At 37.1% G+C, this 26,906-nt stretch carries 29 protein-coding genes, 1 tRNA gene and 1 pseudogene; 11 read left to right on the top strand and 20 right to left on the bottom strand.

All coding sequences use genetic code 11. The features are described from left to right. Nucleotides 1-72 precede the first annotated feature (72 nt). Complete coding sequence (locus G611_RS0109485) at nucleotides 73-1,185, bottom strand: 5-methyltetrahydropteroyltriglutamate--homocysteine S-methyltransferase (RefSeq protein ID WP_028243416.1); 1,113 nt, start codon at nucleotides 1,183-1,185, stop codon at nucleotides 73-75. A gap of 148 nt (nucleotides 1,186-1,333) precedes the next feature. Here G611_RS0109485 and G611_RS0109490 point away from each other — a divergent pair, with 148 nt between their 5' ends. Continuing rightward, nucleotides 1,334-2,233, top strand: a complete 900-nt coding sequence (locus G611_RS0109490; protein WP_028243417.1) for a LysR family transcriptional regulator — start codon at nucleotides 1,334-1,336, stop codon at nucleotides 2,231-2,233. 149 nt (nucleotides 2,234-2,382) lie between these two features. On the opposite strand, the gene G611_RS0109495 is transcribed toward G611_RS0109490, so the two are convergent. The 7 genes from G611_RS0109495 to G611_RS15420 all read right to left on the bottom strand — a co-directional run bounded on the left by G611_RS0109495 (nucleotide 2,383) and on the right by G611_RS15420 (nucleotide 7,626). Then, the gene (locus tag G611_RS0109495; protein WP_028243418.1) at nucleotides 2,383-2,856 is read right to left on the bottom strand and encodes a MazG nucleotide pyrophosphohydrolase domain-containing protein; all 474 of its coding nucleotides are present in this window, start codon (nucleotides 2,854-2,856) and stop codon (nucleotides 2,383-2,385) included. Between the two features lie 44 nt (nucleotides 2,857-2,900). Next, nucleotides 2,901-2,973 (bottom strand) — tRNA-Pro (locus G611_RS0109500). Between the two features lie 208 nt (nucleotides 2,974-3,181). Next, nucleotides 3,182-3,850, bottom strand: a complete 669-nt coding sequence (locus G611_RS0109505; RefSeq protein WP_028243419.1) for a flavodoxin — start codon at nucleotides 3,848-3,850, stop codon at nucleotides 3,182-3,184. A gap of 12 nt (nucleotides 3,851-3,862) precedes the next feature. Beyond that, nucleotides 3,863-4,102, bottom strand: a complete 240-nt coding sequence (locus tag G611_RS14560) for a flavin reductase family protein (protein WP_028243420.1) — start codon at nucleotides 4,100-4,102, stop codon at nucleotides 3,863-3,865. A gap of 417 nt (nucleotides 4,103-4,519) precedes the next feature. Next, the gene (locus G611_RS0109515) at nucleotides 4,520-4,861 is read right to left on the bottom strand and encodes a phenylpyruvate tautomerase MIF-related protein (RefSeq protein ID WP_028243421.1); all 342 of its coding nucleotides are present in this window, start codon (nucleotides 4,859-4,861) and stop codon (nucleotides 4,520-4,522) included. Nucleotides 4,862-5,037: 176 nt separating this feature from the next. Next, entirely contained in the window at nucleotides 5,038-6,498 is a 1,461-nt protein-coding gene (locus tag G611_RS0109520) for a carbon starvation protein A (RefSeq protein ID WP_028243422.1), read from the bottom strand. Between the two features lie 117 nt (nucleotides 6,499-6,615). Beyond that, complete coding sequence (locus tag G611_RS15420) at nucleotides 6,616-7,626, bottom strand: LytS/YhcK type 5TM receptor domain-containing protein (protein ID WP_028243423.1); 1,011 nt, start codon at nucleotides 7,624-7,626, stop codon at nucleotides 6,616-6,618. Between the two features lie 172 nt (nucleotides 7,627-7,798). Here G611_RS15420 and G611_RS0109530 point away from each other — a divergent pair, with 172 nt between their 5' ends. Further along, nucleotides 7,799-9,799 (top strand): right-handed parallel beta-helix repeat-containing protein, encoded by a 2,001-nt coding sequence (locus tag G611_RS0109530; protein WP_028243424.1) that lies wholly within the window; start codon nucleotides 7,799-7,801, stop codon nucleotides 9,797-9,799. 41 nt (nucleotides 9,800-9,840) lie between these two features. On the opposite strand, the gene G611_RS0109535 is transcribed toward G611_RS0109530, so the two are convergent. Together G611_RS0109535 and G611_RS0109540 are read right to left on the bottom strand one after the other, a co-directional pair. Next, nucleotides 9,841-10,191 (bottom strand): hypothetical protein, encoded by a 351-nt coding sequence (locus G611_RS0109535; protein ID WP_028243425.1) that lies wholly within the window; start codon nucleotides 10,189-10,191, stop codon nucleotides 9,841-9,843. Nucleotides 10,192-10,280: 89 nt separating this feature from the next. Beyond that, nucleotides 10,281-11,111, bottom strand: coding sequence for a MerR family transcriptional regulator (locus G611_RS0109540; RefSeq protein WP_028243426.1), 831 nt, complete (start codon nucleotides 11,109-11,111; stop codon nucleotides 10,281-10,283). A 145-nt stretch (nucleotides 11,112-11,256) separates the two neighbouring features. On the opposite strand from G611_RS0109540, the gene G611_RS0109545 reads away from it, so the two are divergent. Continuing rightward, entirely contained in the window at nucleotides 11,257-12,960 is a 1,704-nt protein-coding gene (locus G611_RS0109545; RefSeq protein WP_028243427.1) for a carboxylesterase family protein, read from the top strand. Nucleotides 12,961-13,046: 86 nt separating this feature from the next. Here G611_RS0109545 and G611_RS0109550 read toward each other — a convergent pair whose 3' ends face one another. Next, nucleotides 13,047-16,304 (bottom strand): DEAD/DEAH box helicase, encoded by a 3,258-nt coding sequence (locus tag G611_RS0109550; RefSeq protein ID WP_028243428.1) that lies wholly within the window; start codon nucleotides 16,302-16,304, stop codon nucleotides 13,047-13,049. 214 nt (nucleotides 16,305-16,518) lie between these two features. Then, nucleotides 16,519-16,716, bottom strand: coding sequence for a hypothetical protein (locus G611_RS0109555; protein WP_028243429.1), 198 nt, complete (start codon nucleotides 16,714-16,716; stop codon nucleotides 16,519-16,521). A gap of 104 nt (nucleotides 16,717-16,820) precedes the next feature. On the opposite strand from G611_RS0109555, the gene G611_RS15765 reads away from it, so the two are divergent. After that, nucleotides 16,821-17,024, top strand: a complete 204-nt coding sequence (locus tag G611_RS15765) for a hypothetical protein (protein ID WP_155942280.1) — start codon at nucleotides 16,821-16,823, stop codon at nucleotides 17,022-17,024. Nucleotides 17,025-17,354: 330 nt separating this feature from the next. On the opposite strand, the gene G611_RS0109565 is transcribed toward G611_RS15765, so the two are convergent. From G611_RS0109565 to G611_RS0109590, 6 genes are all read right to left on the bottom strand, one after another. Continuing rightward, on the bottom strand, nucleotides 17,355-17,651 hold the full coding sequence (locus G611_RS0109565) for a DUF4298 domain-containing protein (protein ID WP_036948962.1): 297 nt from the start codon (nucleotides 17,649-17,651) through the stop codon (nucleotides 17,355-17,357). Between the two features lie 104 nt (nucleotides 17,652-17,755). Beyond that, nucleotides 17,756-18,289, bottom strand: a complete 534-nt coding sequence (locus G611_RS0109570; RefSeq protein ID WP_028243431.1) for a histidine phosphatase family protein — start codon at nucleotides 18,287-18,289, stop codon at nucleotides 17,756-17,758. Between the two features lie 278 nt (nucleotides 18,290-18,567). After that, on the bottom strand, nucleotides 18,568-18,783 hold the full coding sequence (locus G611_RS0109575; RefSeq protein WP_028243432.1) for a hypothetical protein: 216 nt from the start codon (nucleotides 18,781-18,783) through the stop codon (nucleotides 18,568-18,570). 23 nt (nucleotides 18,784-18,806) lie between these two features. Next, nucleotides 18,807-19,286 carry a cysteine hydrolase family protein gene (locus tag G611_RS15425; protein WP_051195197.1) on the bottom strand — a complete coding sequence of 160 codons (480 nt, stop codon included), beginning with the start codon at nucleotides 19,284-19,286 and terminating at the stop codon, nucleotides 18,807-18,809. A gap of 89 nt (nucleotides 19,287-19,375) precedes the next feature. After that, nucleotides 19,376-19,624 (bottom strand): heavy-metal-associated domain-containing protein, encoded by a 249-nt coding sequence (locus tag G611_RS0109585; RefSeq protein WP_028243433.1) that lies wholly within the window; start codon nucleotides 19,622-19,624, stop codon nucleotides 19,376-19,378. Between the two features lie 22 nt (nucleotides 19,625-19,646). Then, the gene (locus G611_RS0109590) at nucleotides 19,647-19,838 is read right to left on the bottom strand and encodes a hypothetical protein (protein ID WP_028243434.1); all 192 of its coding nucleotides are present in this window, start codon (nucleotides 19,836-19,838) and stop codon (nucleotides 19,647-19,649) included. Between the two features lie 191 nt (nucleotides 19,839-20,029). Here G611_RS0109590 and G611_RS0109595 point away from each other — a divergent pair, with 191 nt between their 5' ends. The 5 genes from G611_RS0109595 to G611_RS0109615 all read left to right on the top strand — a co-directional run bounded on the left by G611_RS0109595 (nucleotide 20,030) and on the right by G611_RS0109615 (nucleotide 22,779). Further along, nucleotides 20,030-20,683, top strand: coding sequence for a DUF4230 domain-containing protein (locus G611_RS0109595; RefSeq protein ID WP_028243435.1), 654 nt, complete (start codon nucleotides 20,030-20,032; stop codon nucleotides 20,681-20,683). 14 nt (nucleotides 20,684-20,697) lie between these two features. Beyond that, entirely contained in the window at nucleotides 20,698-21,447 is a 750-nt protein-coding gene (locus G611_RS0109600) for a hypothetical protein (protein WP_028243436.1), read from the top strand. A gap of 148 nt (nucleotides 21,448-21,595) precedes the next feature. Then, nucleotides 21,596-21,922: a hypothetical protein gene (locus tag G611_RS0109605; protein ID WP_028243437.1), complete on the top strand. Its 327-nt coding sequence runs from the start codon at nucleotides 21,596-21,598 to the stop codon at nucleotides 21,920-21,922. After that, nucleotides 21,919-22,146: a hypothetical protein gene (locus G611_RS14575; RefSeq protein WP_036948965.1), complete on the top strand. Its 228-nt coding sequence runs from the start codon at nucleotides 21,919-21,921 to the stop codon at nucleotides 22,144-22,146. The genes G611_RS0109605 and G611_RS14575 overlap by 4 nt, the downstream gene beginning before the upstream one ends. Nucleotides 22,147-22,155: 9 nt before the next feature. Further along, nucleotides 22,156-22,779, top strand: coding sequence for an SOS response-associated peptidase (locus tag G611_RS0109615; RefSeq protein ID WP_028243438.1), 624 nt, complete (start codon nucleotides 22,156-22,158; stop codon nucleotides 22,777-22,779). Nucleotides 22,780-22,866: 87 nt separating this feature from the next. On the opposite strand, the gene G611_RS0109620 is transcribed toward G611_RS0109615, so the two are convergent. Together G611_RS0109620 and G611_RS0109625 are read right to left on the bottom strand one after the other, a co-directional pair. Beyond that, entirely contained in the window at nucleotides 22,867-24,129 is a 1,263-nt protein-coding gene (locus tag G611_RS0109620; RefSeq protein WP_028243439.1) for a GntP family permease, read from the bottom strand. A gap of 13 nt (nucleotides 24,130-24,142) precedes the next feature. After that, nucleotides 24,143-25,279: a glycerate kinase gene (locus G611_RS0109625; RefSeq protein WP_028243440.1), complete on the bottom strand. Its 1,137-nt coding sequence runs from the start codon at nucleotides 25,277-25,279 to the stop codon at nucleotides 24,143-24,145. Nucleotides 25,280-25,430: 151 nt separating this feature from the next. Here G611_RS0109625 and G611_RS0109630 point away from each other — a divergent pair, with 151 nt between their 5' ends. Both G611_RS0109630 and G611_RS15640 read left to right on the top strand, forming a co-directional pair. Continuing rightward, nucleotides 25,431-26,537, top strand: a complete 1,107-nt coding sequence (locus G611_RS0109630; RefSeq protein WP_028243441.1) for a CdaR family transcriptional regulator — start codon at nucleotides 25,431-25,433, stop codon at nucleotides 26,535-26,537. Between the two features lie 216 nt (nucleotides 26,538-26,753). Further along, nucleotides 26,754-26,906: pseudogene (locus tag G611_RS15640) on the top strand (IS5/IS1182 family transposase); the annotation flags it as partial.

Genomic DNA, 26,906 nt, shown 5'->3' on the forward strand with positions numbered 1-26,906 from the left:
TTAAATATGCTTCATACTAATAATTATTATATTTAATAATGCCTTATACTGCACTTTATTTTTTGTTTTATCTTAAAACACTTCCTCAGCAATTTCTTTTACCAGAGCAAGCTTTGCCCACTGTTCTTCTTCTGTGAGTTTATTTCCTATTTCACAGGATGCAAAACCGCATTGAGGGCTTAAACACAGTCTTTCGAGTGGTATATATTTTGCTGCTTCGTATATACGTTTTTTGATTGCGTCTTTATCCTCCAGCTTAGGTGTCTTTGTTGTTATTAATCCAAGCACAACAGTCTTATCTGGTGATACCTTAGCCAGCGGTGCAAACCCTCCAGATCTGGCATCATCATATTCCAAGAATAACGCATTTACGTTTTCCTGAGCGAAAACATAGTCTGCAACTGAATCATAAGCACCACTATTAAAGAATGTAGAATGATAATTTCCTCTGCAAATATGAGAAGTTATAATCATGTCTTCAGGTTTGTTTTCTAAAGCAAGATTATTTACATCTAAAAGCTGTTGTTTTACATCCTCCAAATCTATTCCAAGAGATTTGTATCTCTGCTTTGCTGCATCACCAACTATCGCACCCCAAGTACAATCATCTAGCTGTAAGTTTCTACATCCTGCATTATAGAATTGTTTAATAATATCTTGATAAGCAACTCCTATATCATGAATTAATTCCTCATTTGTTGGATAAAACTTTCGTGTTATTTCATAGTTACCTGGGACTATCATCTGCTGAAAAGTCTGTGCAGGCGCAGGGATAGTGTATTTAGCAATTGTATTTTCATCTTCAAACTGTTTTAAAAACTTAAAATACTCTACAAATGGATGTGCCTTTGCTCTTATTTTTCCTATTAAAAATGTATCATCCAAAAGAGCTAACTCTGCGTCAAACTTTACTCCCGAACCATTATTTTCATGAGCCACACCTTCAAGACCCCACATAAAATCTAAATGCCAAAAGCTTCTTCTAAATTCGCCATCTGTAATAATGTGAAATCCTAACTCTTTTTGTTTTGCAACTACCTTTGCAATTTCTTCGTCTACAACTTTGTTGTACTCTTCTTCTGAAAGCTTGCCATTCTGATATAAGGCCTTAGCATCTTTTAATGCCTGTGGTCTTAAAAAACTGCCTACAAAATCATACTTTCCTGGGATATTTACTAAACTCATCATCATTCTCCTTCTCTGTTAATAATGTTAAGAAGAATTATATGCCTACTATAACGATAGGCAAAATACAAAAAATCATCTTGTAGCCATAGATTTTATCTATGGAAAAGGCTATTATATAAATTAATATATATTGTGAGGTATTGTAATGACTTTAAAACAATTAAAATATGCTGTAACAGTTGCTAAAACCGGCAACATCACAGAAGCCGCAAAACAACTATTTATAGCTCAGCCTAGTTTGACCTCGGCAATTAAAGATTTAGAAAAAGAATACAATATTACTATTTTCTATCGTTCGAATAAGGGAATAGAAATTACTCCAGAGGGAGATGAATTTTTGGGTTACGCAAGACAGCTTCTAGAACAAGCTAACCTCATCGAAGAAAGATATACTGGTGCCAATCATGGTAAACAGCGATTTTGCGTCTCAGCCCAACATTATTCTTTCGTAGTAGAAGCTTTTGTTGAATTGCTTAAAAAATATGGTGGTGATAAATATGAATTTCATATGAGGGAAACACAGACCTTTGATATCATCGATGACATTGCCCATCGCCGAAGCGAGATTGGCGTATTGTATCTTAATACATTTAATGAAACTGTTATTCGAAAAACTCTCAGAGACCACGGTCTAGTATTCAGCACGCTTTTTACGGCTAAGCCCCATGTTTTTATAGGTAAAAACAGTCCTCTAGCTAAGAAAAAAACTATTACTTTAGATGATCTTGCAGCATATCCACGATTATCATATGAGCAAGGAAGCCATAATTCCTTTTATTTTTCCGAAGAAATCCTTAGCACCATCGACTCCGACAAGGAAATCATCGTCAGAGATCGCGCCACACTTTTTAATTTGTTAGTTGGACTCAACGGCTACACCATTTGTAGCGGTGTTATCAGCGAAGAACTTAATGGCCCTCATATTATTGCAAAACCGCTTGATGTGGATGATTATATGGAAATTGGATACATTTTGCCTTCAGGTATGCCCCAATCAGTTCTCACCCAACAGTACATAGATATTCTTAAAAATCGTTGTTGTTAAGATTTTATTATTCTTTTAATCTACTCATTTTTACCCCCTCTTACATCACATCTTTTAATATACCAAAGGTCTCTCTGACCATATTGTTCGGAAGATATTGATATTCAGTGAATGCAGCAATGCCTGTTACATCTACAAGATTCAAAGCATTACTTATACCCCTTTCGTTCTTTAGCCTTTTCGATAAGCTCTTTTGCCTCTTCAAAAGCTTCCGGAAGAGTATCAGCAAACCATTCCTTGCCTTCTTTTTCCTGTTTCTTTATTTCTTCCCAGGCTGCATGTTGTTCTTCCTTGGAATTATAGGTCACTCCAGCAAAAACATGAGGGTGACGTCTTATCATCTTTTCAGATACAGTCTTTGCCACATCATCAAATGTAAACAGGCCTTCCTCATCTGCTATGACCGAGTGGAACATTACCTGTAGAAGTAAATCGCCTAATTCTTCCTTAAGATTTTCTGCATCACCGGTCTTAGTGTAATTATTAATTCCATTAATGACCTCGGCAGCCTCTTCTATACACTCTGGTTTTAAGCTTTCATGTGTCTGCACTCTATCCCAAGGGCAGCCGTTTTCACTTCTTAGGGTTTCAACTATTTCTTTTAATCTATCGATTTCTTCCATAATTCATTATCCTCGCAAAAATTTTTCTCTACTAGTTTTATAAATCGGAGTGACGCGATTCGAACGCGCGACTTCTACATCCCGAATGTAGTGCTCTACCATCTGAGCCACACCCCGTAAAGGAAATGGGCTACAAAGATTACTCCTTGCAGCCCGTATATATTTTAGCGGGTAAGCTTAGCTTGAACCCGCAGTGTCGAGTTTAGGCCTCCACATAGTGGAGGAAATTAGAGTAATTGTTCATTGGCAACTACCTCCTTTTCCTAAATTCGATTTAATTATAATACACTTTCGTCTTCCTATAAACTCATGTTCCTCACTCTTTCTAATCAATCTCTAATCCTGATATCCAATTTTTTATCTCATCTTCTGTGGCACTTCCACTAAATCTGTTTCCAGATAGCCAGTTTCCTGTTCCGGCTTTTTCTACCAGGTTTGCACTACTACTCTCGATACCACTACTTCCAGAAGTACAGAATGGTATGATAGTTTTTCCTTCAAAATTATAGCTTTCAACAAAGGTATCCATAATTCGTGGTTCCTGCCCCCACCATATTGGATAGCCAATGAAAATGGTAGAATAATCATTCTCAATATCCAACTGAATATCTTCATATTCAGGTCTTACATCTGGGTCATTTTGCTCTTTTGTAGCACGACTGCCATCGTCATTATAATTTAAGTCCTCATCAGTATAAGGTTCTTTTGGCACAATCTCATATAAATCTGCACCTGTAACTGAAGCAATCTTTTCAGCTACGCCCTTAGTTGTTCCTGTAGCAGAAAAATATATTACAAGCATTTTTTCATCAGAGCTTTCATCCGCTGTATCCTGTATATCACTTGTTTCTACTTCATTGGTGACAGTAGAGGTTTCAGCTTCACTGATTTCTTTAGTAGACACAGTTTCATTATTCGATGATTCCTCACCACATCCAACAAGTCCTAATACAGTAAATATTGAGATAAGTAACATTGAAATTATTTTCTTCATTTTGCACCTCTCTTATTTTCTTATAAAATCAGCATCCTTGTCTGGCATGCTTGTATCATAATCAATCTTACCTGCCTCGTTTAAGACAGTTTCATCTGCGTAAGTAGCAAGAATCTTTCCGATGAAATTATCAAAATTCTCAAGCTCGTAGTTATAATCCATCTCACACTCAATGAATACCTTTGCATCATCAATAAGTGGAGCACCGTTTTCTCCAACGGTATATTTAAATGCTTTGTTTGGGAAATTCACTTAACTGGAGATTGGAAAAAAGTTAAGTGAAATATGAATTTCTATTTTCTCACTTAAAATCGCAAAAGTCTGTTAAGTGTGAGAAAAATTTCTAAAAATAAACTTAAATAAATCATTAAAAATCTTTTCCTAGTTAAGTGAAAATAGCCTTTTTACAAAATAAACTTAATGAAAAAAGAAATCTGTTAAGTGAAATAATAAGGAATTCCAAATAGACTTAACTTTAGCTAAAACTATTTAACCTAAATTAAGTGAAAAAATTTTTCTTCTAAATAAACTTAACAGCCATAATGATTTTTAAGTGAATATATAGAAAAGGTAAATTCACTTAACAAACGCCACGCTTGGGGACAATATACCCGCCGCATCATGACAGTACGAATAGCAGTAGCTACTCTTCCCCCATTTGGCTATTCATTAAAAATTACTTCCATTCCAGCCCCAGTCAGTTACAGGGTGATATGTTACATATACAGCATTGCCTGGTATGCCAAGTTTTTCTTCAAATAAATCGCAGATTTGGCCAGTGAGCTTATCATATGATTCTGCAGGTGCATTTCCATATAGACATACAGACACATAAGCTCCTTTATCAAGCTTTTTTCCACCAAGCCATAAATCATAGGCATCGTCGATTCCTACCATTAGATAGGTTTCGCTTTTCCCTAAAGTGGTTATTAATTTTCCTAATTCTGATTTGATTTCTTCCTTTAATTCAGAAGTAACAGGTACTGTGATTTTTGAATCAATAAATGGCATAACAATAATCTCCTTTGCTAAAAGCTTTTCATCCGTCTCATATATCTCATGTAATAATTATAACGAATGGCCTATGACATCGCAATTATCCGTGCCTTATTGCACCCAGGCAATAAAAAAGCCCAGCCGCATAAACGGCTGAGCCAAGAATATTTTACTGAAATGCTATCCGTCCACTATACGTGATGCATCATCTTGAAATGTGTAACTGTGCCGTGCTCCTTCAATGTTGCTCTGATGAATAATCCAAGGAATATAGCTGCTGCCAAAATTCCGATTGGATATGCTACTGCAGTTGAAAGATGTAAGCATTCAGGTGCGCAGAAGAAATATGTTACGGAAACCGCTGACATGAATGTTGCTGGGACTGCAGTGAGCCAATAATTCTTAGCATTCTTAAACAGATACATTGAAGCTGTCCAAAGAGCTATCATTGCAAGTGTCTGATTTGACCAGCTGAAATATCTCCAAATTACACCGTAGTTTAACTGGCTGATAAGTGCTCCAGCTGCAAGAAGTGGAACACAAATGTATAGACGTTTGAGGTAAGGCTTCTGGTCAATCTTGAACCAATCTGCGATAACAAGTCTTGCAGATCTGAAGGCTGTATCGCCAGATGTAATAGGACATGCGATAACGCCAAGCATTGCAAGAACGATACCGATGCCACCCATTGTCTTTGTGCAGATATCGTAAACACAAGTTGCCTGACCGTTTGCGAGCATTGCTGTTAATCCTGTTGTAAGTCCGCCTGTTGTTGCATAGACTGCACTACCTGCAGCTGCCCAGATAAGAGCGATGATACCTTCGCTAACCATTGCCCCATAGAATACCATGTGACTTTCCTTTTCTGATGAACAGCAACGAGCCATAAGTGGTGACTGTGTTGCATGGAAGCCTGAAATAGCGCCGCAAGCAACTGAAACGAACATCATTGGCCAGATAGGTGTGGTATCTGGATGCAAATTAGCTAGCTGAATCTCAGGGATTGTATATCCATGTGTGAAGATACCAACTGCAACACCGATAGCCATAACGATGAGGCAGATACCAAATACAGGATAAAACTTTCCGATGATTTTATCGATTGGAATAAATGTTGCAATAAAGTAGTAAATCAAAATAATTGCAAGCCAGAAATATGTGTTAGTAAGAAGGCCGGTGCCACCCTGATTTCCAATTAATAGGGAAATAAGACCTGCAGGACCAACTGCAAACACTGTACCTACCATAACAAGAAGAACAACGCTGAATACTCGCATGATTGTTTTCATAACGTTGCCCAGGTAGATGCCTGTCAGTTCTGAAACGCTGGCGCCATCGTGACGCATGCTCATGAATCCTACTGAAAAATCATGAACACCTCCAGCGAAAATAGTACCAAGTGTAATCCAAAGGAATACGGATGTACCCCACTGAGCTCCAGCTAAGGCACCGTAGATTGGACCAAGTCCTGCAATATTAAGAAGTTGGATTAAAAACAGTTTCCATTTTGGCATTACTACGAAATCAACGCCGTCATTGATTCGTACTGCTGGCGTCTGTCTGTCATCTGGTCCGTAGATTCTCTCTACAATCCTTCCATAGACAAAGTACCCACCGATAAGTACCGCCAAACACACAATAAAACTAATCATACATAACACCCCCATTACATTATTTGTCCTTAAAGGACATCTCTTAACTTGGAGTATAGTATCTGTTTTGGCCTATAACAATGGGTTCGGACTGAAATGCAAAAAATGGGGACTGATTTACATGCTGTAATAATCCCTGATTTCGTGAATTACCTTTCGGCTGATTGGAATGATGGTGTGATTTTCATCCTTCATGCAAAGTGCGTAACCGTTGTTGGCATCTGGCTGCAAAGATTCCCCTTTGGTTAGATTGGCGATGTAGCTTTTGTGGATGCGCACGAAATTGCTGTCATCACTGCCCAGCTTCTTCTCCCATTCGATAAGAGGCTCGTTGCTGTAGAAGGCCTGGTTTTTGCAATAGACTTTGGCACCCTTGTGGATAGCTTCGATGTAATATATGTTGTCCGCCTCCACTAGTTCAGTGTGGTCGCCTGCCTGCAGACCAAAAGGACCTACCTTTGGCTTTGGCCTCGCCTTTTCCAGCAAGTCGTTGTTCAGTGTCTCCAGCCTTTCGTTGTCGGCCTGAAGCATCTGTCGCATGTACACATCTTTGAAGATGGAAAAAAATAAAAGCATGCCGATGGAATTGATGATGACCATAGGAACAGTTAACGTCTTTACGATATCCACCGCCATGGAAAATGGCTTTACAAAGAACAACAGATTAAGCATGTGAACGCCCTCTGCTATTGCTGTTATGATAAGAAGCTCACTCCATCGTAGAGTATGATTTTTCTTTTTGAGAATTTGATAGATGGCCGCTGCGAATATTCCTTCTAAAAAGGTAGAATAAGCGCAGGCAAATGTGGTAAGGCCATGAGGATCGAAAAGGAAGCGATGAATGGCGCCAATGGTCCCGGCAGTGATGCCGACTATAGGCCCACAAAGTAGCCCGCCAGCCAACACGCCCAGCACTCTGGTATTTGGAATGGCACCCTGCACTACTCCACCTGTGCATGTTGAAAAAATGCAGAAGCCACCAAATATTGCTCCCAGGACAAACTGGCCCAGCCTAGCCTGCCCGCTATCCTGGCATAGAATATGGTCCACCCATGGAATCTTCGTGAGTGCAAGTGCAATCAGCGCCAATAAAGCAATATTTATAACCATGTTATAACATAATTCCATAAGCTCCCTCCTTTACATAGTTTTATTTTACGACCCTGTGCCACAACTTTCAAGAATCTGAGAAACATAAATCTATACTTTTCCCTTCTAAAATCAAAACTTTCTATGTGTTTTTAGTCGGCGATTTAATTGATAATGGTAGCAGAAAATACACACTGAAAGGAGCTTTACTATGATTTATTATGTAGATGCAAAGGCCTTCCGCGATGGGGATGGTTCCAAGGAAAGACCTTTTAAGCATATTGGGGATGCAGCCGCCATTGCCGTTGCTGGCGATGAGGTGTTGGTTGCAAATGGAATTTACAGGGAGACGGTTACTCCAAGAAATGCGGGTACTAAGGAAGCACCTATTGTTTACAAATCCATGGAAAAGCTAGGGGCTGTTATCACTGGTGCCGAGAAAATATCTGGCTGGGAAAAATTAGATGGGGATGTTTGGACTGTTCGCGTAAACAACGGTATTTTTGCTGATTACAATCCATACACAACAAGAGTTTTCGGAGACTGGTACTTCTCACATAACATCAGACATACTGGTGCAGTTTTCCTTAATGACACGATGATGTACGAGTGCGATTCATTGGAAGATTGCAAAAAGGGTGAGCCACATCCTTGCGCTTGGAACTTGGAGGAGGCTTCATATCTTTGGTTCACAGAGCAGGACGAAAAGACCAACGAGACCATTTTATACGCAAACTTTAGAGGCCTTGATCCTAATAAGGAAAATGTTGAGATTCTTGTTCGCCGCAACTGTTTCATGCCAGATGAAAACGGAATTAACTATATTACAGTGAGCGGCTTTAACATCAACAAAGCTGCTACCACTTGGGCTCCCCCAGCTGCTTATCAGGATGGTATGATTGGCCCTCACTGGAGCAAGGGATGGATTATTGAGGATTGCGAGATTTACGGAAGCCGCTGCTGCGGTATCTCACTTGGTAAATATCTGGACCCTGAAAACGATATGTATTTCACAGTTAGAAAGGTGAAAAGTCCTACTCAAATGGAGCGCGATGCAGTTTGTCGTGGTCAGTATCATGGCTGGTTGAAGGAAAACATCGGTCACCACATCATCAGACGCTGCCATATTCATCACTGTGAGCAGACAGGTATTGTTGGTCGAATGGGTGGAGTTTTCTCTACAATCGAGGATTGCCACATCCACCATATCTGTAACTCTCAGCAGTTAGGTGGCGCCGAGACAGCTGGTATCAAATTACACGCTGCAATCGATGTGACTATCAGACGAAATCACATCCACGATAACATCATGGGTATCTGGCTTGACTGGGAAGCTCAGGGCGCAAGAGTCACAGGAAATTTGATGCATCATAACTGCCGCCCAGAAGGTCGCGCTCAGGCAGATGGTGCTATGTTCAATACAGATGTATTTGTGGAGGTTGGTCATGGTCCTACACTTATCGACAACAATCTTCTGCTTTCACCTGTTGCAATTACCATTCCTAGTGAAGGAATTGCATGTGTGCACAACCTGGTGCTTGGCAGCTTCAGCCTTATCAACTCAGGTGTAGATAGCATTATTAACAATCAGCGTGAGCCACGTTACACTCCTTACCACATCCGCCACAGGACTGAGGTAGCTGGATTCATGACTATTCTTCATGGTGATGACAGAATCTACAACAACATTTTCGTACAGCAGTACCCTATTACAGACGCCACAAAGACTGCTGCGGACGCTGATTATCAGGCTGTTGGTACTGCGCCATTTGACATCTTCCCTACATACGAAGAATGGTACAAGCCTTTCGCACCAGATACTGACCCAGACATGGGTGGACTTGCAGAGGCTCATTTCGGACATCTTCCTGTTTGGGTGGATGGAAATGTTTATTTAAACGGCGCAAACATTTATAAAAATGAAAAACACAAGCTTGAAGATAAAGATTTTAATCCAGAGATTGCTGTTGTGGAAAAAGATGGAAAGTATTATCTTTCCGGCAAGTTAAAGGCTGCCCTTAAGGACTTCACAGATGAAATGATTTCTACAGAATCTTTAGGTCTTGCCTTCGAGCCAGAGCAGGCCTTCGAAAATCCAGATGGCACTCCTATCATCTTCGATAAGGATTACTTTGGAAATCATAGACCTATCACTCCTGCCCCAGGACCATTTGCTAGCTATGGGGATGAGGATGTGCTGATTATGTTATAGGATAAAAAAATTGGGCGACTTTTCAGCCGCCCAATTTTTAATTAGCTGTCTACTTCGACTAAAGAGCATGAAGCATGTTTTGTAGTTACGCTTCCGTCCTCGTCTTCTTTGACAATGTCGTAATCGAACGCATGTGAAATAAAAATAATGCTATCTGATGTATCATAAAATCTATATGTACATTCATAATCAGGAGCTTCTTTAACAGAAACCTTAATATCCTTAGATACGTTAGTTACACGATAATTGAAAAAGATCATTCCACCTAATATAAAATCACGCATATAGCGTTCAGCATCCTGAATATTAGTAGCCTTCCCCATTAGTTCTTCGCTGATAACCTCTTTTTTGTCGTTGTACTCGGTTACCTTAAGCTTAAATTTTTTCCCCATTACATTATGCCTCCTCAATATATTTCAGTAAATATTACTTAGCATATATATAATATCTAATTTTTCTATATTTTTCCACTAAAATCGAACTATTCTATCGGTATTATAGTTTGTACCTGTAAAAATTCCCCATCCGCCTCATGACTAACGCAAAGTCTCTTCTGCCATACCACTCCCTTATTCTTAAATCCGTTATCTTTAAGAATCTTAAGAGGCTCAGATAAATCCCACACTCTATCACTTAATTTCCCCTCTTCGTCATAGTCTGTTGGAATAGCGTGCTCATAAACAAAGCATTTTGAACCTCCCACAATCAAAATTTCATTGTTAGGATTGCTGCTTGCTTCTTTATAAATTATTTCCCCAAATGGTTGTATGGCGCCCCAATAACGTTCAAAATTTCCAGACTCCAGTCTATCGCAATTTCTGTCCTTCAATTTCACGTACTGAGTAATATTCATACTGAAATTATCTTTCCAAACTGGATTTTTTAGTGATTCACTATTATCAAATGTTTTTGGGTAAACAAAATAAGCCACTGGAACTTCGGAAATGCGCCATCCTCTTTTATTTACAATATTCTCGATAGCAACTGAAGTATCTTCTATTTGCATCAGGAACAATTCCAGCTGTTCCAATTCCTGGCGCTTCTCATCGCAGGCTTTTTTATAAATCTCCAAACGTTCTTTAAGATTTGCATGTTCTTGGATTTCCTTGGCGTCTTCCAATGACATGCCCATTCGACTAAGCTGCTGATATTCTAAAAAATGCGTTACTTGATAATCCCCATAATATCTATAGGAACGGTCATCCTTCCAAGCGGGAGACACTAATCCTTTCTTTTCATAAAACTTTAGATATTCAGGAGAAACCCCTACTTTTTTAGAATAATCTCCTATGGAAAAAAAACTTTTTTTCATCTCAATTCTCCTAAAATGATGATTTAAAAATTATATATGCAATTTTACTAAATTTCAATTAATGGATTTTTTGTTGCATGGTAGTTACTACCACCCCCTATACTCGTCATGTAATAACTTTTTGGGAAGAATAAGGAGAAGAAAAATGAAAAAGAGATTATCAAGAATTATGGCATTATCACTTGCCATCGTAATGGTTAGCGGCTCAAGCTTAACAGCTCTGGCTGCACCAAAATCAACAACAAATGTAAAAATTGAAAATGAAGTGAATGCCACATCTTTAGTAAAGCAGACACAATACGGTGCGGTTAAGGGAACCAGCACTGACACATGTAATGTGTGGTACTCAATTCCATACGCTGCAGCTCCTTCGGGTGATTTAAGATGGGCAGCTCCTACTGCTCCTGCAAGCTGGAATGCAACAATGGACTGCTCTAAATTGGGAAACAAGGCTATCCAGAGCGGAACCGATTATGCCACAGGTAAGACTGTCGTTTCTGGTTCTGAGGATTGCCTAAACCTGGATGTTTACGCACCAGCTAATGCAAAAAATCTGCCTGTAATGGTTTATATCCATGGCGGAAACAACCAAACTGGAAGCTCTACAGAAATCGACGGTACACAAATTACTGTAGATGAAAATTGCATCTACGTTTCTCTTAACTATCGTCTTGGAATCCTTGGATTTAACGCTCTTCCAGCGTTCCACACATCAAAGGATTCAACTGGCAACTATGCTATGTTAGATATTGCCATGGCCCTTGATTGGGTTAGAAACAACATTGCCCAGTTCGGTGGAAATCCTAACAACATCACTGTTTCTGGATTTTCTGCAGGTGGTCGAGATGTAATGGCTATGCTTATCAGTCCTCTTTTTGAAGGCAAATTTGATAAGGCTGTAGTTTATTCAGGTGGTATGACAGTAGCTGACAAGGATGAAAGTGCTGAAATCATGGCTAAAGCTGTTGCACCTTTGGCAGTAGAGGACGGCTTGTTTGCCGATGCAGAAGCAGCTAAATCATGGTTACTTTCAGATGACCCAGCTGTTGTCACTTACATGAAGGGTATTGATGCTGACCGACTTTGCCAGCTTATGTCAAACGCTGGCATTCGAATGAGTGTCTTCCCACATCTTTACGCTGATGATGTAGTTATTCCTTCTGAGGGATTCAAAACAACTAAATATAATAATGTACCTGTATTAATGCTTACTGGCGAGACCGAATTTAGTTTGTTCTCAGCTTTTGACTCATACTTCTCAGGTGCTGATATGAAGACACTTGATGAGAATACACAAAATCTGGCAAAATCTTATGCTATCGAATATGGCTCAGAGATGTACAGAATCTTTAACGCTCAGTGTTCTGCAGAAGAAATGTATGGCAAGTACAAAAACAACATGTACCTTTGCCAGGTCAGATATGGAAGCACTGACAGCGCTACAAGAATCCCAATAATGGGTTCATTCCACGGAATTTTCGTACCAATGCTTACAGATAATCATTCTTATGGAAGTTTTGCAGATTTTAGCACAGCAGGTTACCAGAACATGGCACATGTATTTGATCAGTATCTCACTAACTTCATGGTTACTGGAAATCCAAATGGCGCAGGATTAGATAATTGGAGCAATTGGACAAGCTCAAATCCTGTATCATTAGTTCTGGATGCCGATGCTAATAACGCTATTGTTTCTGTTGAAAACGTATCTTCATCTTACGGAAAAATAATTGGCCAGATGAACGCCGATGATATTGTTTCCGAAGATATAAAGGACCTTATGGGCAAAAATGTTTTGAACGGTAGATGGTTTTCATCAGCATTAGATCAGTATTACGATAATAAATAATTTTAGAGGGCTTCAGAAAATATTCTGAAGCCCTTAGTTATTTCCAGGAAGCTACCGCCACTTAAATGGATATTCTAACAAGTTGCTTATAATACTCGCGCCCAATCTTCTCTTAATCTACCAACAGATTCATAATATTTGATCAAATATTTTTTTTGAAATTCATATCTAGTCATTAGATTTTTAATATATCTTCCAGATTTACTATCAAAATGTTTTTTTATTATAGCTAGTGCTTCATCCAATTCTTCAGAAACATGAGCTCCGGACCACGTATATTCTTTTTCAAATTCATTTTTGTTTCTTAAATAGGAGGCAATTGATGACAATGACATTGTTTTTCCGCCTTTTAATCCGTATTTTTTTATAACAATTTCACGTTGAGCCGGTGATACTTCCCTAAGAGCTAATGTTAAGTCTCTAAACATTTTATATTTCCATCTATTTTCCTCTATTGTGTCTGTTAATAAGTGAAGATAATCAAAATAGTTCATGTCTATATCAAAACTACATATATCTTCATTTGGATGTATAAAGTCAAAATAATCTGGCCTAGAAATGTCAAACAGCGACTCATTCAGTGAATCAATGTAATCTATACCACTTTTCTGTGTAGACAATTTCTTTTCAATATTATTAAGCTCCCAATAAGAAGGTTCATCTATCTGATCAAGATAATCAATAGTAGTGTAATAATCCTTCTTATCAATATCATTTATCTTATGTTCAGTTTTTATTCCATGTTTCTTAGTTATTTCAGAAGCAAAAATATTTATTTCGCCTTCTTTGGTTTTTATTGCCTCTTTAATCTTAGCGTCAGAAACAGGTTTTAATGCATCATAATCTATTCCATGAGCAGCGCAATCTTTAACTAATGCTTCAAAAAATTCTGCATCTGTTAGTTTATGCATAACTTTAGCAAACATTATTTCATCTATTGTGTCTGCAGCTTGCAAATATATGTATGTACATTTCTGTGTCTGCCCAAGACGATAATTTCTATCATGTGACTGGTCATAATCTTCCGCACTATAAGAAAATGAATAATAAATGGTATACTTACAATTTGTGAATGTTACTCCATACTTAAGTGTTTTAGGATGTGCAATTATAAATTTTGCTTGTCCGCTTTTAAAAGCTTCTATACTAGCCTCTATGTTTTTGGTTTTTCCATAAGCTGTGACAGTATATGCGCGCTTTGATAATTCTTCTTCGATCATCTCAATTTCATGCTGAAACTGACACCAAATAATAACCTGCTCATCTTCTATTTCATCTAGCACATTATTTAGTTCTAGTATTTTGCTTTTATGAATATCTAAAATTACTTTTTCTTTTTTTTCGCCACCCTCATTTAAGATAAAAAAACCTGATGCCATTTGCCTTAATTTCATTAGAATTGACAATCTAGAATTGGTACTATAGTATATTTGTGAATCATCCATTCCTTTTATAATTGTCATGCACTTAAAATACAAATTGTTATAATCTTGCATGATAGATTCTGGCAATTCTATCAAGCGTACTACATCCACTGCATCTGGCAAGTCTAGACAATCTTTTTTAGAGATAATTAACGATTTCAATGATACAAGCTCAGCAAATGTCTTCTCATTCTTTGGTATCATAAAGTATTTTTGATACTTTTTATAACAAAAAATATCGAGAAATTCTTTATAATCCATTGAAAAAGTTTTTGGATCAACTATCTTCATTTGAGAGAAATATTCAATACTATTATTTGGCGCAGGCTTTCCAGAAAGAAGATACACATATTTCATTCCCCTGCATACCCTTCTCATTACTTGAGCTGTACAACTATCATAGTTTTTTAATAATGCGCTTTCGTCCATGACAATTCCATTTATACAATAGTGATTTATATAATAATCAGGATTTCTTATAAATAGCTCAGAATTAATAATAAAGTGTTGCGCTTCTGCTTCCATTTGTTTATCAATGTTCGTATCTTCATTACTCTTTATTGAACCTAAATCATATAGATCTAGAAACAACTGAGCAAAATTAATTAGCTGTTTGTCTTCATCAACATATTTCCCACCATATTTAAATTGATTCCACCTATTATATATCTCTTGCTTTCTGCTTCGAGAAATCCCCTTATATAATGGCATGATTTTCATGTCAGGATAGTATTCTGCTGCGTCATCTAACCATGCAGTTTTAATAATAGCTTTTGGAGCTATTATTAGAAAACGAGCTTGCTCTTTTTTGGTCTTGGATGAAATGATATCAAGCGACATAACTGTCTTCCCTGTACCAGTATCATAGAAAAAAGCAAATTTATCATATTTGTTAGCTAAAAGAACGCCTGCCTTCTGGTGTCTATATAAAGAGTCATTACAAGCAATTTTATCTGCGTCACTAAAAAAATCGTTCTTGTTTATTATTCTATTTTTTATTAACTCATTACTAGCAATTTGTTCTTCTTCAGTTTTCTGTATTAAGGCATTTCTTTTGACAGGATTAGAGCCCCTGCGAACTAATCTTAGTTTTTCAATTGGAACAGATTCTTGACAATTTTGACAAACTACTTTTTCGGGTTTCCCATATTCTTCCTCATATGATGTAACTCTATAACTTACAGTGGCAGTTCTACCATAATTGTACAGATGAATAATTGTTCCTGTAACATCTGCGTAATGTGTGGAACTGTGAAAAATAACTATATCATCAATTTTAAAAGGTCTAGCCTTTTCAACTTTTTCGTTGTTTAGTATTTGATCAATCGATATGTTTTCATATACCTCTGTTTTTATAGTCCCATTATCATTAATTGTAAAATGGTCAAGGTTTATTAATTTATTAGCTTTGTCGTATAAAGAAATAATTCCGATTATTATTTCATTGTTTGGTGATATAAGCCTTACGCAGCCTCCTTTCTGACACTTTACATTTTTAGGTAATATTTCTTCAATAGTTGAATCATTAACCTTGCATACATCGTTAAGATAGCTTTCACCTAACTCATAAAATGAACTACATGAAATATTATAGGAATTGTCATTTTCATTATATGTGTCAATGATTCCTATATGATTTTTGTTGTTTCTTTTAAACAGAACCCTATCTCCAATATCATATTTTGTGGCATTTGTCGTCTCAGCTGTGCCTGTTTCTAAATGCACATCAAAACCTAAACTTTCGCAAATCACCTTTGCAAAATGTATATTATTAGAACTATTAGTATTAAACCAAACGTCTTTATTTGAGTTCCATCTCCATCCATAATATTTCATTGAGTCCAATAGCATTGAATTAGGCTTACATTCAAATGAAATTTCTACAGTATTATTCTCGTTATTTGTTTCAATTTTTGGCATTTTTCTTTTTAGGTAAAACCTTTTTTCTCCCTCATTTTAGATAAAACAGCATTCACCATTATATCGTTTTAAAGTATATATACAACTCAGAATGTTTATGTATTTAGAACACTCTTTTACGTATCAACAACTATACTATGTATTCTGAACCCTTATATATATTTAGTAATTTCTTTAAAAATTTATTAGTCATTATTCTCATTCTCCAGCTCTATTAAAAAATGATATATCCGATAATCCCTGCTACTAAACTAATAAATGCAAATTGAAGTAAAAACCAAAGCCCCTCCATCTGAAGCGCCATGATTGGTGTTGAAACCATAATGATTACAAACGTAATCATCATACTCGTCACATAAAAGTTCATTTTACTAATGTTTGTTTTTGTTTTGTCTGTGATAATTTTTCCCATTTGTTCAACATCTCCTTTTAATAGTTGGTATACTGAGACATTAATTTTTTAGCCATCAAAAGGCTTTGACATTTATTAGTTTTCGGATGTCATAATACTTTGACATGCACTATTTACATGGTTTTCATCGCGTTGCGATAATTAAAACTTATTATCCTCTTCTATACGTAACAGCAATTGCCAGAGATTACATGGATGGCGCGCTTATTTTTGAATTAGATGGACATAACGGAGGAGATGAAGCAATGGATAATCAGGTTGCAGGAGTTTTTTCAGATATGATAAATTCATTGGAATTTGCTAACTAAACATTTTCATTTTTTCTCTTCTTTTTTGAGGCATGTCATTTTAGACATGTAGAGGCTTTTAAATAAAAGATTTATTACAGAATAAATTGAGGATGAGGGAATAGTTCCTTCATCCTCTTTTTCAGCTTGCGGCCATACCATCCTTAATAGCTTTTGAATGATTCTCAGCTCTCTCAATTATCATATCAATTTGTGTGCCATCAGTATCATCTGACCTTTTTGACCATAGAGAATGGCTGGTATTTTCACCACTTATACCTAACGCTTTTTTTATTTGATTCTCATGGTTAAAACAAATATTCTCAAATGCAAAACCCCTCCATGAAATGATTAGCTATTAAATCCATTTGTCAACTCCAGGTAGTCTTTGTTTCGCTCTAGCATAGACGAAATACCATCTTCTGATAAGACTCCGCGCTTCAATTCTTTTGGAAGAAGCCCCTGCTCGTCAGCAGTGAAATCATCAACCCATTGTTTACTAGAATAATAGCTTTCAAGGTTTTTTATTTTTGATTGAATTGCATTTAGACGATTAAGATTTTCATCCAATGTATCCAGAATTTCATTTGCCTCATCCAATATTGCTTCCATTTCAGATATATGTTTAGTATCAATAGATTTACTCATAATGCTATTCCTTTCTACTCTTTATGCACCACATCATGCTCACGCATCATCCAGTTTTCTTTCCTGTGCTGGCTTTGTTGAATTAACATATAATGGCTAATCACCTAAAAATTGTATCTCTTAATCTCACAATTTTTGATTCCACAAGATGAAAACTCTTCGTTAGTCATTTCTCTGAAGTAGGATTCCACCATTCTTGTAATTCCATTATGGGCTACCAAGATGACTTCTCTATCTTCTGCCTTGATATCATCTATAAGATTATATATTCTCTGGGCCAGATGTAGCATGGATTCACCGGTTCCAAATCTGCTTGCCATATCTTTTTTGGCCTCATGAAATTCTGCGCCATCTCTAGGAGTAGATTCGTATCTACCAAAATTCTGCTCTTTAAGTCTTGGCTCTATTTCCATAGGAATTCCTGTAATCTCCGAGATATGTCTTGCAGTTTCTTTCGCTCTAACAAGAGGTGATGCAAGGATTACATCCGCAGTAATGCCCTGTTCTAATATCTTCTTTCCTGTTTCTATTGCTTGCTCATGTCCTCTTTCTGTAAGCTCAATATCTGTCGTTCCGCAGATTTTATTTTCTACATTCCAAACGGTTTCACCGTGTCTAATAAAATAAAAATGATCCATATTTATGATTTTTTCCTTTCTATCATCGCTTTTAAGTTTATATGACTGGTTAGAGAAATTCACTTAACTAGAAATTAGAAAAAAGTTAAGTGTAATATGAATTCTTATTTTTCCACTTAAATTCTCCAAAACCTGTTAAGTTTAATAAGAATTTCTAAAAATAAACTTAAAAAAATCATTAGAAATTTTCTTGGAGTTAAGTGAATTGGCAGTCTTTCTTAAATAAACTTAACCGCCTTAGCGATTTTTAAGTGAAAATAAAAATAAGTCAAATTCACTTAATAAATCTTTTCAATTTCTCCATCAATACCATACATTTCTTTAAAAGCTGATAAGTCTTCCTGATTCCGTATAAGCATTATTTCTTCAAACAATCCCGTATTAATGTCTTTAAAACCTGCTACTTGTTCGCCATTGCAAATGCTGGCTTTGATTACAGGTTTCTTTGCGGTTTTATCATACTTTTTCTTTTCAATCCTTTTTCTGAAAAACATGTGCTACCTCAAGATTATCTTTTTCATTCTATGCTTCTGTAGGATACTATTTCTATCCCTGCTTTCTGCATTTCAGGAAGCTCTTTTAAAAAGAATTTATCATTAGTTGCTGCAACAGAATCTAGGTAAAGCTTAACTTTATATCCTCTTTTTTTAGCATCAATGGCGCTCCTGGCTACACAGCATCTACCATCAACACCAATCATATTGATAGTATCTACCTTAAGTTGTTCTATGAACTGGACAAACTCTTCCGAAGAAAAAGCACTTGGCCATCTTTTAGCAAATACAAATCCAGATACTACATCAAGGCCTTCTGCCAGTACATACTTATCTTCATTCTCAGGCTTTCCTACATTTTTCACATAGACTACCGGCATATCTGTAGCAACAGCCTTTTGAATACGCAAGTTAACTCTCTCAAGCAAGCTTGGCTCGTAGCTGTTCATATATTTTTGTTGCATATCAATTACAAGAAGAATTTCATTAGCCCCCTTAGGCATAAAAATACCCCTCCGTATATACGAATTAACTTAAGTTAAGTATATCACAGAAGGGGATATTATTGGCCTATATTATTAGCAGACCTCTTCTAATGGAAAAACAGGCCCTTTTTCTTATACTCCTCACTCTCTATATCTAAAACAGTGTACCCCATTTCTGAAATAGCCTGAATCAACTTCTCTTCATTAACTTCTTCTGCTAAAAAAGTAGAAATGCCTTTGCTATGAGAGGATGTAACCTTCTTTGCTCCTGGTACAATTTTTCTAATTACATCATTGATATGAGCCTCGCACATACCACACATCATACCATCTATTTTTACTGTATATTTCTTCATGTAATTTATTACCTCCAAATAATTATTTCCTTGCTACCAAATGCAATCGAAATTTCTTGCCTGCTTCTAATTTGTCTATTTCTAGCTCCTCCGAAATATATGGATAGTCGTCCTTGCACATCTCATAGATACCGGCATGGCCGGTTTCATATATATCTGCGGCTTTTGAAAATTCTTTAATTGTTAATTCCTTGTATTCTGTAGCTGATTTCATTTTATCACCATCTATCTATGAACTTTAAACGTTTTATATCTTTGCTAACTAATAATATCACATCGAGTTAGAGAATGCTAACCTATGTTGTATAACAATTGGGAGACTATGCCTAAAACCTAGAATCCTGCTACTAATTAGCATATAATGAAAAAGGCATTTAATTTACACAATGCTAAAAGGGGGCATATATGAATATAAAGCAAAAGAAATTATTAAATCTATTAGGAATCATTCTGATTATCATCTTTGCCGTTGGCTCATTGTATTTAATCAAAACCAGCCATGCAAAATCAGGCGATTCAAATTCAACCTTTCAAAATCTGGTTCCAAAATCATACGACGATTCAAACACAAGCTATACTACTAACTTTTCAATAATTGAAGATGGGCTAAAGGACATGGGCTTTCTGATTACTCAAGAGTATTACTTTACTCAAGTTGAAGAATATTCCAAGTCAAAGAAAATCGCATTTTGGACTTCTAAATCATCCTTCACTTACAGTTACGACGGAGTTGTAGAAGCTGGCGTAGACTTTTCAAAGATAAAAGTTTCAATCAACGAAAAAACCAAAACGATTTCTATAGCAATTCCAGATTCAGAAATACACACCGTAACTGTAGATGAAAACAGCTTCAAGGAATATGATCTTGATACAAAATTCTGGAATCCACTAAAGCCAAAGGATTTTAATAATGCGCAAAAAGAATTTAAAGAAAGCGCCAAAGCTAATGCTATAAACAAAGGTGTATTGGAAAGAGCAAATACACAAGCTGAGACTATAATCAAAAACTTTGTTGCGCAGCTTATTGATGTTAATGAATATACAATAGAATTTAAATAATAAGGGGGCTAATAATGAATTCAACTATCAAAAGAATTTGTCTTATCATGCTATGCGTTTTCGTAGGCATATTCTCTTTTACAAAACTTAGTAAAATTACAACTGACCCAGAGTTTTCTCTTAATAAAACAAACATAGAATCATTTGATGAAAAAATCAATACTGTTATGGGCCTTTCCGCAGGTTCCGCAATAGCTTCTACCGCCATCTCGCTCATCCCAGGCGATGCAGGTACCCCTATTGCAGAGCAGCTAGCCGATTTTTCAAAATACTTTTTACTTGTTTTAAGCGCTCTGTTTTTTGAGCAGTATTTTGCTCTAATTTCAGGATATATCGTATCGAATATTATTATTCCAGCCATCTGTTTATTGCTGGCTCTCAACTTAATCTTTAAGAACGTAAAATTTAAAGAGATAGCCGTTAAACTCCTGCTCGCTGGCATTATTATTTATCTAATCGTTCCTTGCACCGTTCAGATTACAAATATAGTTTCCAAAACATACGAAGAGACCATATCAGCTGCACAGAACAATGATTTGTCCTCTACTGATGTGGAAGACAAGGGCGTTATTTCTCAACTGGCAAATTCAGCAGAAGCAACTGTATCAAACGCCGGAAACTATTTATCACAACTCATCCGTGCTTTGGCCGTAATGGTAGTGGTAACTTGTCTAATTCCTATATTGATTTTAGTTTTAGCTTTTTGGCTGCTAAAGATTATTATGACTCAAAACTCCTCTCTCCTATCCATAAAAAACTTATAGTAGGTCTACACATTCTTATAGATAAATCTTATAGATAAATTTTATAATTTGTTCGATTTACAAGAATGCATGTTCGGGTGTATTATCTTCTTACAAGCAAACATATTTTCGGAATCTTTGTTCGCTTATTATAAAGGAGGTAAGAGATATGGAACTTAATAATACAATCATAGCAGTAGATTTTGATGATACATTATGTTTTTCAAATTGGCCTAGCCTTGGCGCACCTAATCTTCCGCTAATCAATTATCTGCAAAAACAAAAAAGCGCTGGCAGCAAAATAATCTTATGGACCTGCAGGGCCGGGAAACCTTTAGAAGATGCCATCGAATGGTGCAAACACTATGGTCTTTTCTTTGATGCCATCAATGATAATCTTCCAGAAATAGTAGAGCTTTACGGAAACAACAGCAGAAAAATCACTTGCGACATATATATTGATGATAGAAACATGAAGCTGGACGAAATGATATGATTGCAGATAAATACAAAAAAGTGTATGAAAAAGGCAAGCCTGCGCATGCACCTTTTGATGATTTTTCCATCAAACATCCACCAATGGATTTAACCAGACGTGCCAAAATATTCAGCCCTTTCGATGCGCTAAAAGGATTCAATGACGAAATCGAAGATACCGAGCTGTCTTTTGAAACTAGCTATTCTGACTTAGAACATATACCTGCAGAAGAATACCCATAGGCGAATGCCATGTGTACCAGATATGCCTTTGATATAACTCAACCAGAACTAAAAGAAATAATAGATATTGCAAAAAACTCTGCCCTCACGGCCAAATTTGTGGACACTCATGCCAGACCTCTCACTACAGATGGTGAAGTCCGCCCTACAGACATAGTCCCAGTAATCGCGCCTAATTCAAAAGGAGAAAAATGTATATTTCCTATGCAGTGGGGATTCACCGCCAGAGATAATAAGAGAACCTTATTCAACGCAAGACTGGAGACCGCCAGCGAAAAACCTACATTCAAATCTTCCTGGCAGTCACACCGCTGCATCATCCCTGCTTCCCACTACTACGAGTGGGAGCACTTCAAAAGCCCTAATGGAAAGGTAAAGACTGGGGACAAATACGCCATTCAGCCAACTGGCTGCGCCACCACCTGGCTATGTGGTTTGTATCGCATCGAAGATGGCTATCCTGTCTTCGTAGTCCTCACTAAAGAACCCACTGAAGACTTGGCCAAAATCCACGATAGAATGCCACTTATGCTCCCTAAAGAAAAAATAAATGATTGGATTAATCCATCCTCAAATCCAGCAGACTTGATACAATTTGCCTTATCAGACACCGTTGCCGAACCTGTAAATTAGCATTCCGTTTAGTTATTCTTGTTCCAATTTTCAGCTACTTTAAAAATATCTGTCAAACTCCGCCTGCGCCGATATTCAAAACGTAATTTATGCAAAAACTAAATAAATAATCACTGAAACAACTGTACTTGTTAATCCTACAATTGCTTCAAAAGCAATTAATTTCATTCGCTCAGAGATATTCATATTCACTGCGCCACCAGTTGCATGGAAGAATGAACCATGTGGAAGTGAATCGATAACTGTCGCACCTGCATGAATCATCGCACCTGAAGCTAAAGCATCAACTCCCTCGGCTGTAAGAACAGATGAGAATGTCTGAGATGCAACTGTTGCACCAGCTGTAGTAGATGCTGTAGCGCCCGCCATCAAAATACCTGCAATAGGAGCAAGCAAGAATGCTGGCATGTTGAACATGTTAAGTAAGCTAACAACGTCTTGCTGCAATGCCGATGCTTTAATAATTCCAGCGATTGTACCTGTACCTAAAAGAAGGATTGATACACCTGTAACCTTGCTTAAACCAAACTCTGAAAAGCTGCCGAACTGCTTAACGTTTCCTGTAGCGATTGTACATACTAATCCACCTATTGGTAAGGCAATCATTGGGTCGATTGCAATATCAGCAATTGGTCTTAACGCCAAAAGAATAATAACCACTGCAGGTCCTACAATAGACTTTAAAAATGATGGCAATTCCTTTGATTCAGATTTTTCCAAATCTGTGTCTAATACTTCCAACCCCTTCTTTTTAGAAAGGAAATTTGCAAGAATAACTGTAGTGATTAATGCACAGATGGCTGGAACGATGTTTCTTACCATAAGTGATGTCAAATCAACTCCGAATGACTCTGATACTGCGATAGTGTTAGGGTTTGGAGATATAATATTTCCAGCTTTTCCACCGCCGATCATGGCAATCAACAACGATTGCTTGTTGTATCCTGCTTCTTTACCGATGGCAAGAGCGATAGGTGCAACTGTGATTACAGAAATATCTACAAACACACCTACAGCACAAATAATCATTGTGGCAACAGCAACTGCAAATAATGCTCGCTTGCTGCCCATTTTTTTGACGATTACCTGGGCGATTTTCTCTGCAGCGCCAGTCTTTATAAGTGCACCAGCCAATATACCAGATGTCATGATTCTAAGCACTGATGTAATCATGCTACCTGCGCCATCCATCATTGTTGATACGGTAAGCGCCAGGTCTCCGTATGAACCGATAACTCCACCAACCAAAGCTCCAATGATTAAGCTGTATGCTGGGTGAAATTTCTTGACTATCAATATGATTGCAAGAACCATTCCAATTATGGCTCCAATTGTGGTAAATTCGTACATTTCATTCTCTCCTCTATCTTGTCATCAACAGTCTCATTGCCTGCTCGGCAGCTGCTGACAAATTATATTTAGCATTAACTGTATTCATGGCCTCATCCAATGTAGTAACACCTCTTACGATTGGGAAGAAGGCATCTATTCCGTTTTTATTACATTCAGTTGCTTCTTTTGTCACACCACCTGCAAAGCCGATTACAGTTTTGTTATATTTCTTTGCTAATTTTGCTACACCGATTGGTGCCTTTCCCATAGCAGTCTGGAAATCAAGCATTCCCTCGCCAGTGATTACGATATCCGCCTCTTTTATGTAATCCTCTAATCTAGTTTCTTCTAAAACTATCTTTATACCAGATTCAAGCTTAGCGTTAGTGAATGTCATAAAGGCAAATCCCATTCCGCCTGCAGCGCCTGTTCCAGGGTACTTTGGATCAGCGTGTGGATATTTTTCTCTAGCTGTTGCAGCATAATAATTTAACCATTTATCCATATCCATAATCATGGAAGGTGTTGCGCCCTTCTGTGGACCATAAACTGCACTACATCCTTCTGTACCGCAAAGAGGATTTGTTACGTCGCAGGCAACCATGAATTTGCACTCTTTAAGCTCAGGGATAACATAGTCATCTGTAATTCTTTCTAATTCTTTTAATCCCTTAGCGCCAAATGGAATCTGTTTTCCAGATGCATCTAAAAATCCATAGCCTAAGGCCTGCAACATTCCAACGCCACCATCGTTTGTTGCACTTCCTCCGATTCCCACGATAAATCTGCGGCAGCCCTTACCGATTGCATCTTTGATTACCTCGCCAACGCCGTAGGTTGTAGCATCCAATGGATTTAAATCCTTCTTTTCAACAAGTGTAATGCCCGCAGCTCCACTCATTTCGATGACTGCTGTCATTGATTCTTTTATAATTCCGTAAACACAATTAACTGGAGCACCTAATGGTCCCGTTACAAGAACTTCATGTCTTTCACCGTTCATTCCTTCGATAAGGGCCTCTACTGTTCCTTCGCCACCATCAGCTAGCGGTCTGACAACAACTTCAACATCCCTGTTAGCTCTCTTAAATCCTTCGGCAACAGCTTGACCTGCTTCAATCGAAGTCATGCTACCTTTAAATGAATCTATGGCAGTTACTACCTTCATAAGTAATCTCCTCTCTCTACGTTATTTCTTTAATTTAAAAATATTTTACATATAATGTATTTAAATTTAAATGTTACCTGTACCATCTTTACGGATGTTTAGTTTTATATTATGTTATATATAACACTTTTGACAAAAAGAGGAGTCCATTATGATTAATTCCATTTCCAAAATCCTGGCCCAGGAAATCGTAGATACCATCCATGATGTTTGTGGATATAACGTCAATTTCATTAACACCAAGGGCATAATCTATGCTTCCAACGACTATAGTCGCCTGGATACATATCATGAAATAGGCCGTCAGGTAGCTTTGACCGGCGAGACTATCGAAGTTCTATCAGATGAGCAATATCCTGGCACCAATAAAGGCATTAATATTCCTATTTATTATCATAAAAGAATTATCGCTGTAGTTGGTATCACTGGAAATCCTGTAGAGGTAAGAAGATTCGCCCACTTAGCTGAACGAATCGCCATTTTATTACTTCACGAGCAGGAGCTTGACATGGTTCATCGAACACTGGAGGAGAAGAAACAATATTTAATGCACTCTATTCTTTATTGTGAATTTGATAACCCTGAATATTTTGATGAATGCTTAACCGAATTTAAAATAGACAAAACAAAAGATTACCGAATCGTTTCTATAGAAGTTAACAACAGATATAATCTACTTAACAAATCACTAATGGACCAGGATATAGAAACGTTATTTAGTCAGATTCAAAATGGATTATATGTATATATTTATCCAAATGAATTTATTGGTCTTATTTGCGATGAGTCATTTAAACATGATGAATATACCCTGAAGACTTTTGCAAACCTCCACTCAGGAATTGTAAAAACAGCTGTGGGCAAAGCAATGCCTCTTTACAAGTGTAATGAATCCTATTCTTCCACTAAAATAGCTTTAAAATCATTAAATACGATGCACAATTTGCACACGGGGGGCGACAATCAGACTATCGATTACATTGTATTTGACGATTTGACAATAGAACTGTTCTTTTCATCTATTCCTGCAAATATAAGAAGTGAGTTTAATAATAAAGTCATCGGAAAATTGGATGAAAACGACCGTATATTCTTAAAAAGCTATTACGACAATGATATGTCTCTCCAAAAAACCGCTGACGCGTTATTCCTACACAAAAACACTGTCCAACAACGCCTAAATAAAATAATGACAAAGACCAACTACAACCCTCGCAATTTTAGAGATGCTGTTATCTTGTATTTGGCATTGTATTAAAAAAAGCACTGAATCAATATGATTCAGTGCTCAGAGTGTAGACAAAGTGTCGCGGCTTTCGTCGCGACCTTTTCTTTTTAATAAGGAGGAACTGGAGTCAGCGGACTCCAGTTCTTTCATTTTTAGGCTAACTAAAAGCTGAGAAATCCTTGATTTTCCAAGCTTTCTCACCTCTTTTTTGGTATAATAAATGTATCAAAACAAGGGGTTAGAATAATGATTACAGAACAAAATGAGAAGGCTAGAAAGCAGATTGAATTTGTATGTACTGATGACTTGGTTCCCCAGGATCATCTTCTAAGAATCATAGATAAAGCCATTGATTGGTCTTTTATTTATGATTTAGTCAGAGATAAATATTCTCCTGAT

It is taken from the genome of Pseudobutyrivibrio ruminis AD2017 (genome assembly GCF_000424305.1).
In the GTDB taxonomy this organism is placed as follows: domain Bacteria; phylum Bacillota; class Clostridia; order Lachnospirales; family Lachnospiraceae; genus Pseudobutyrivibrio; species Pseudobutyrivibrio ruminis_B.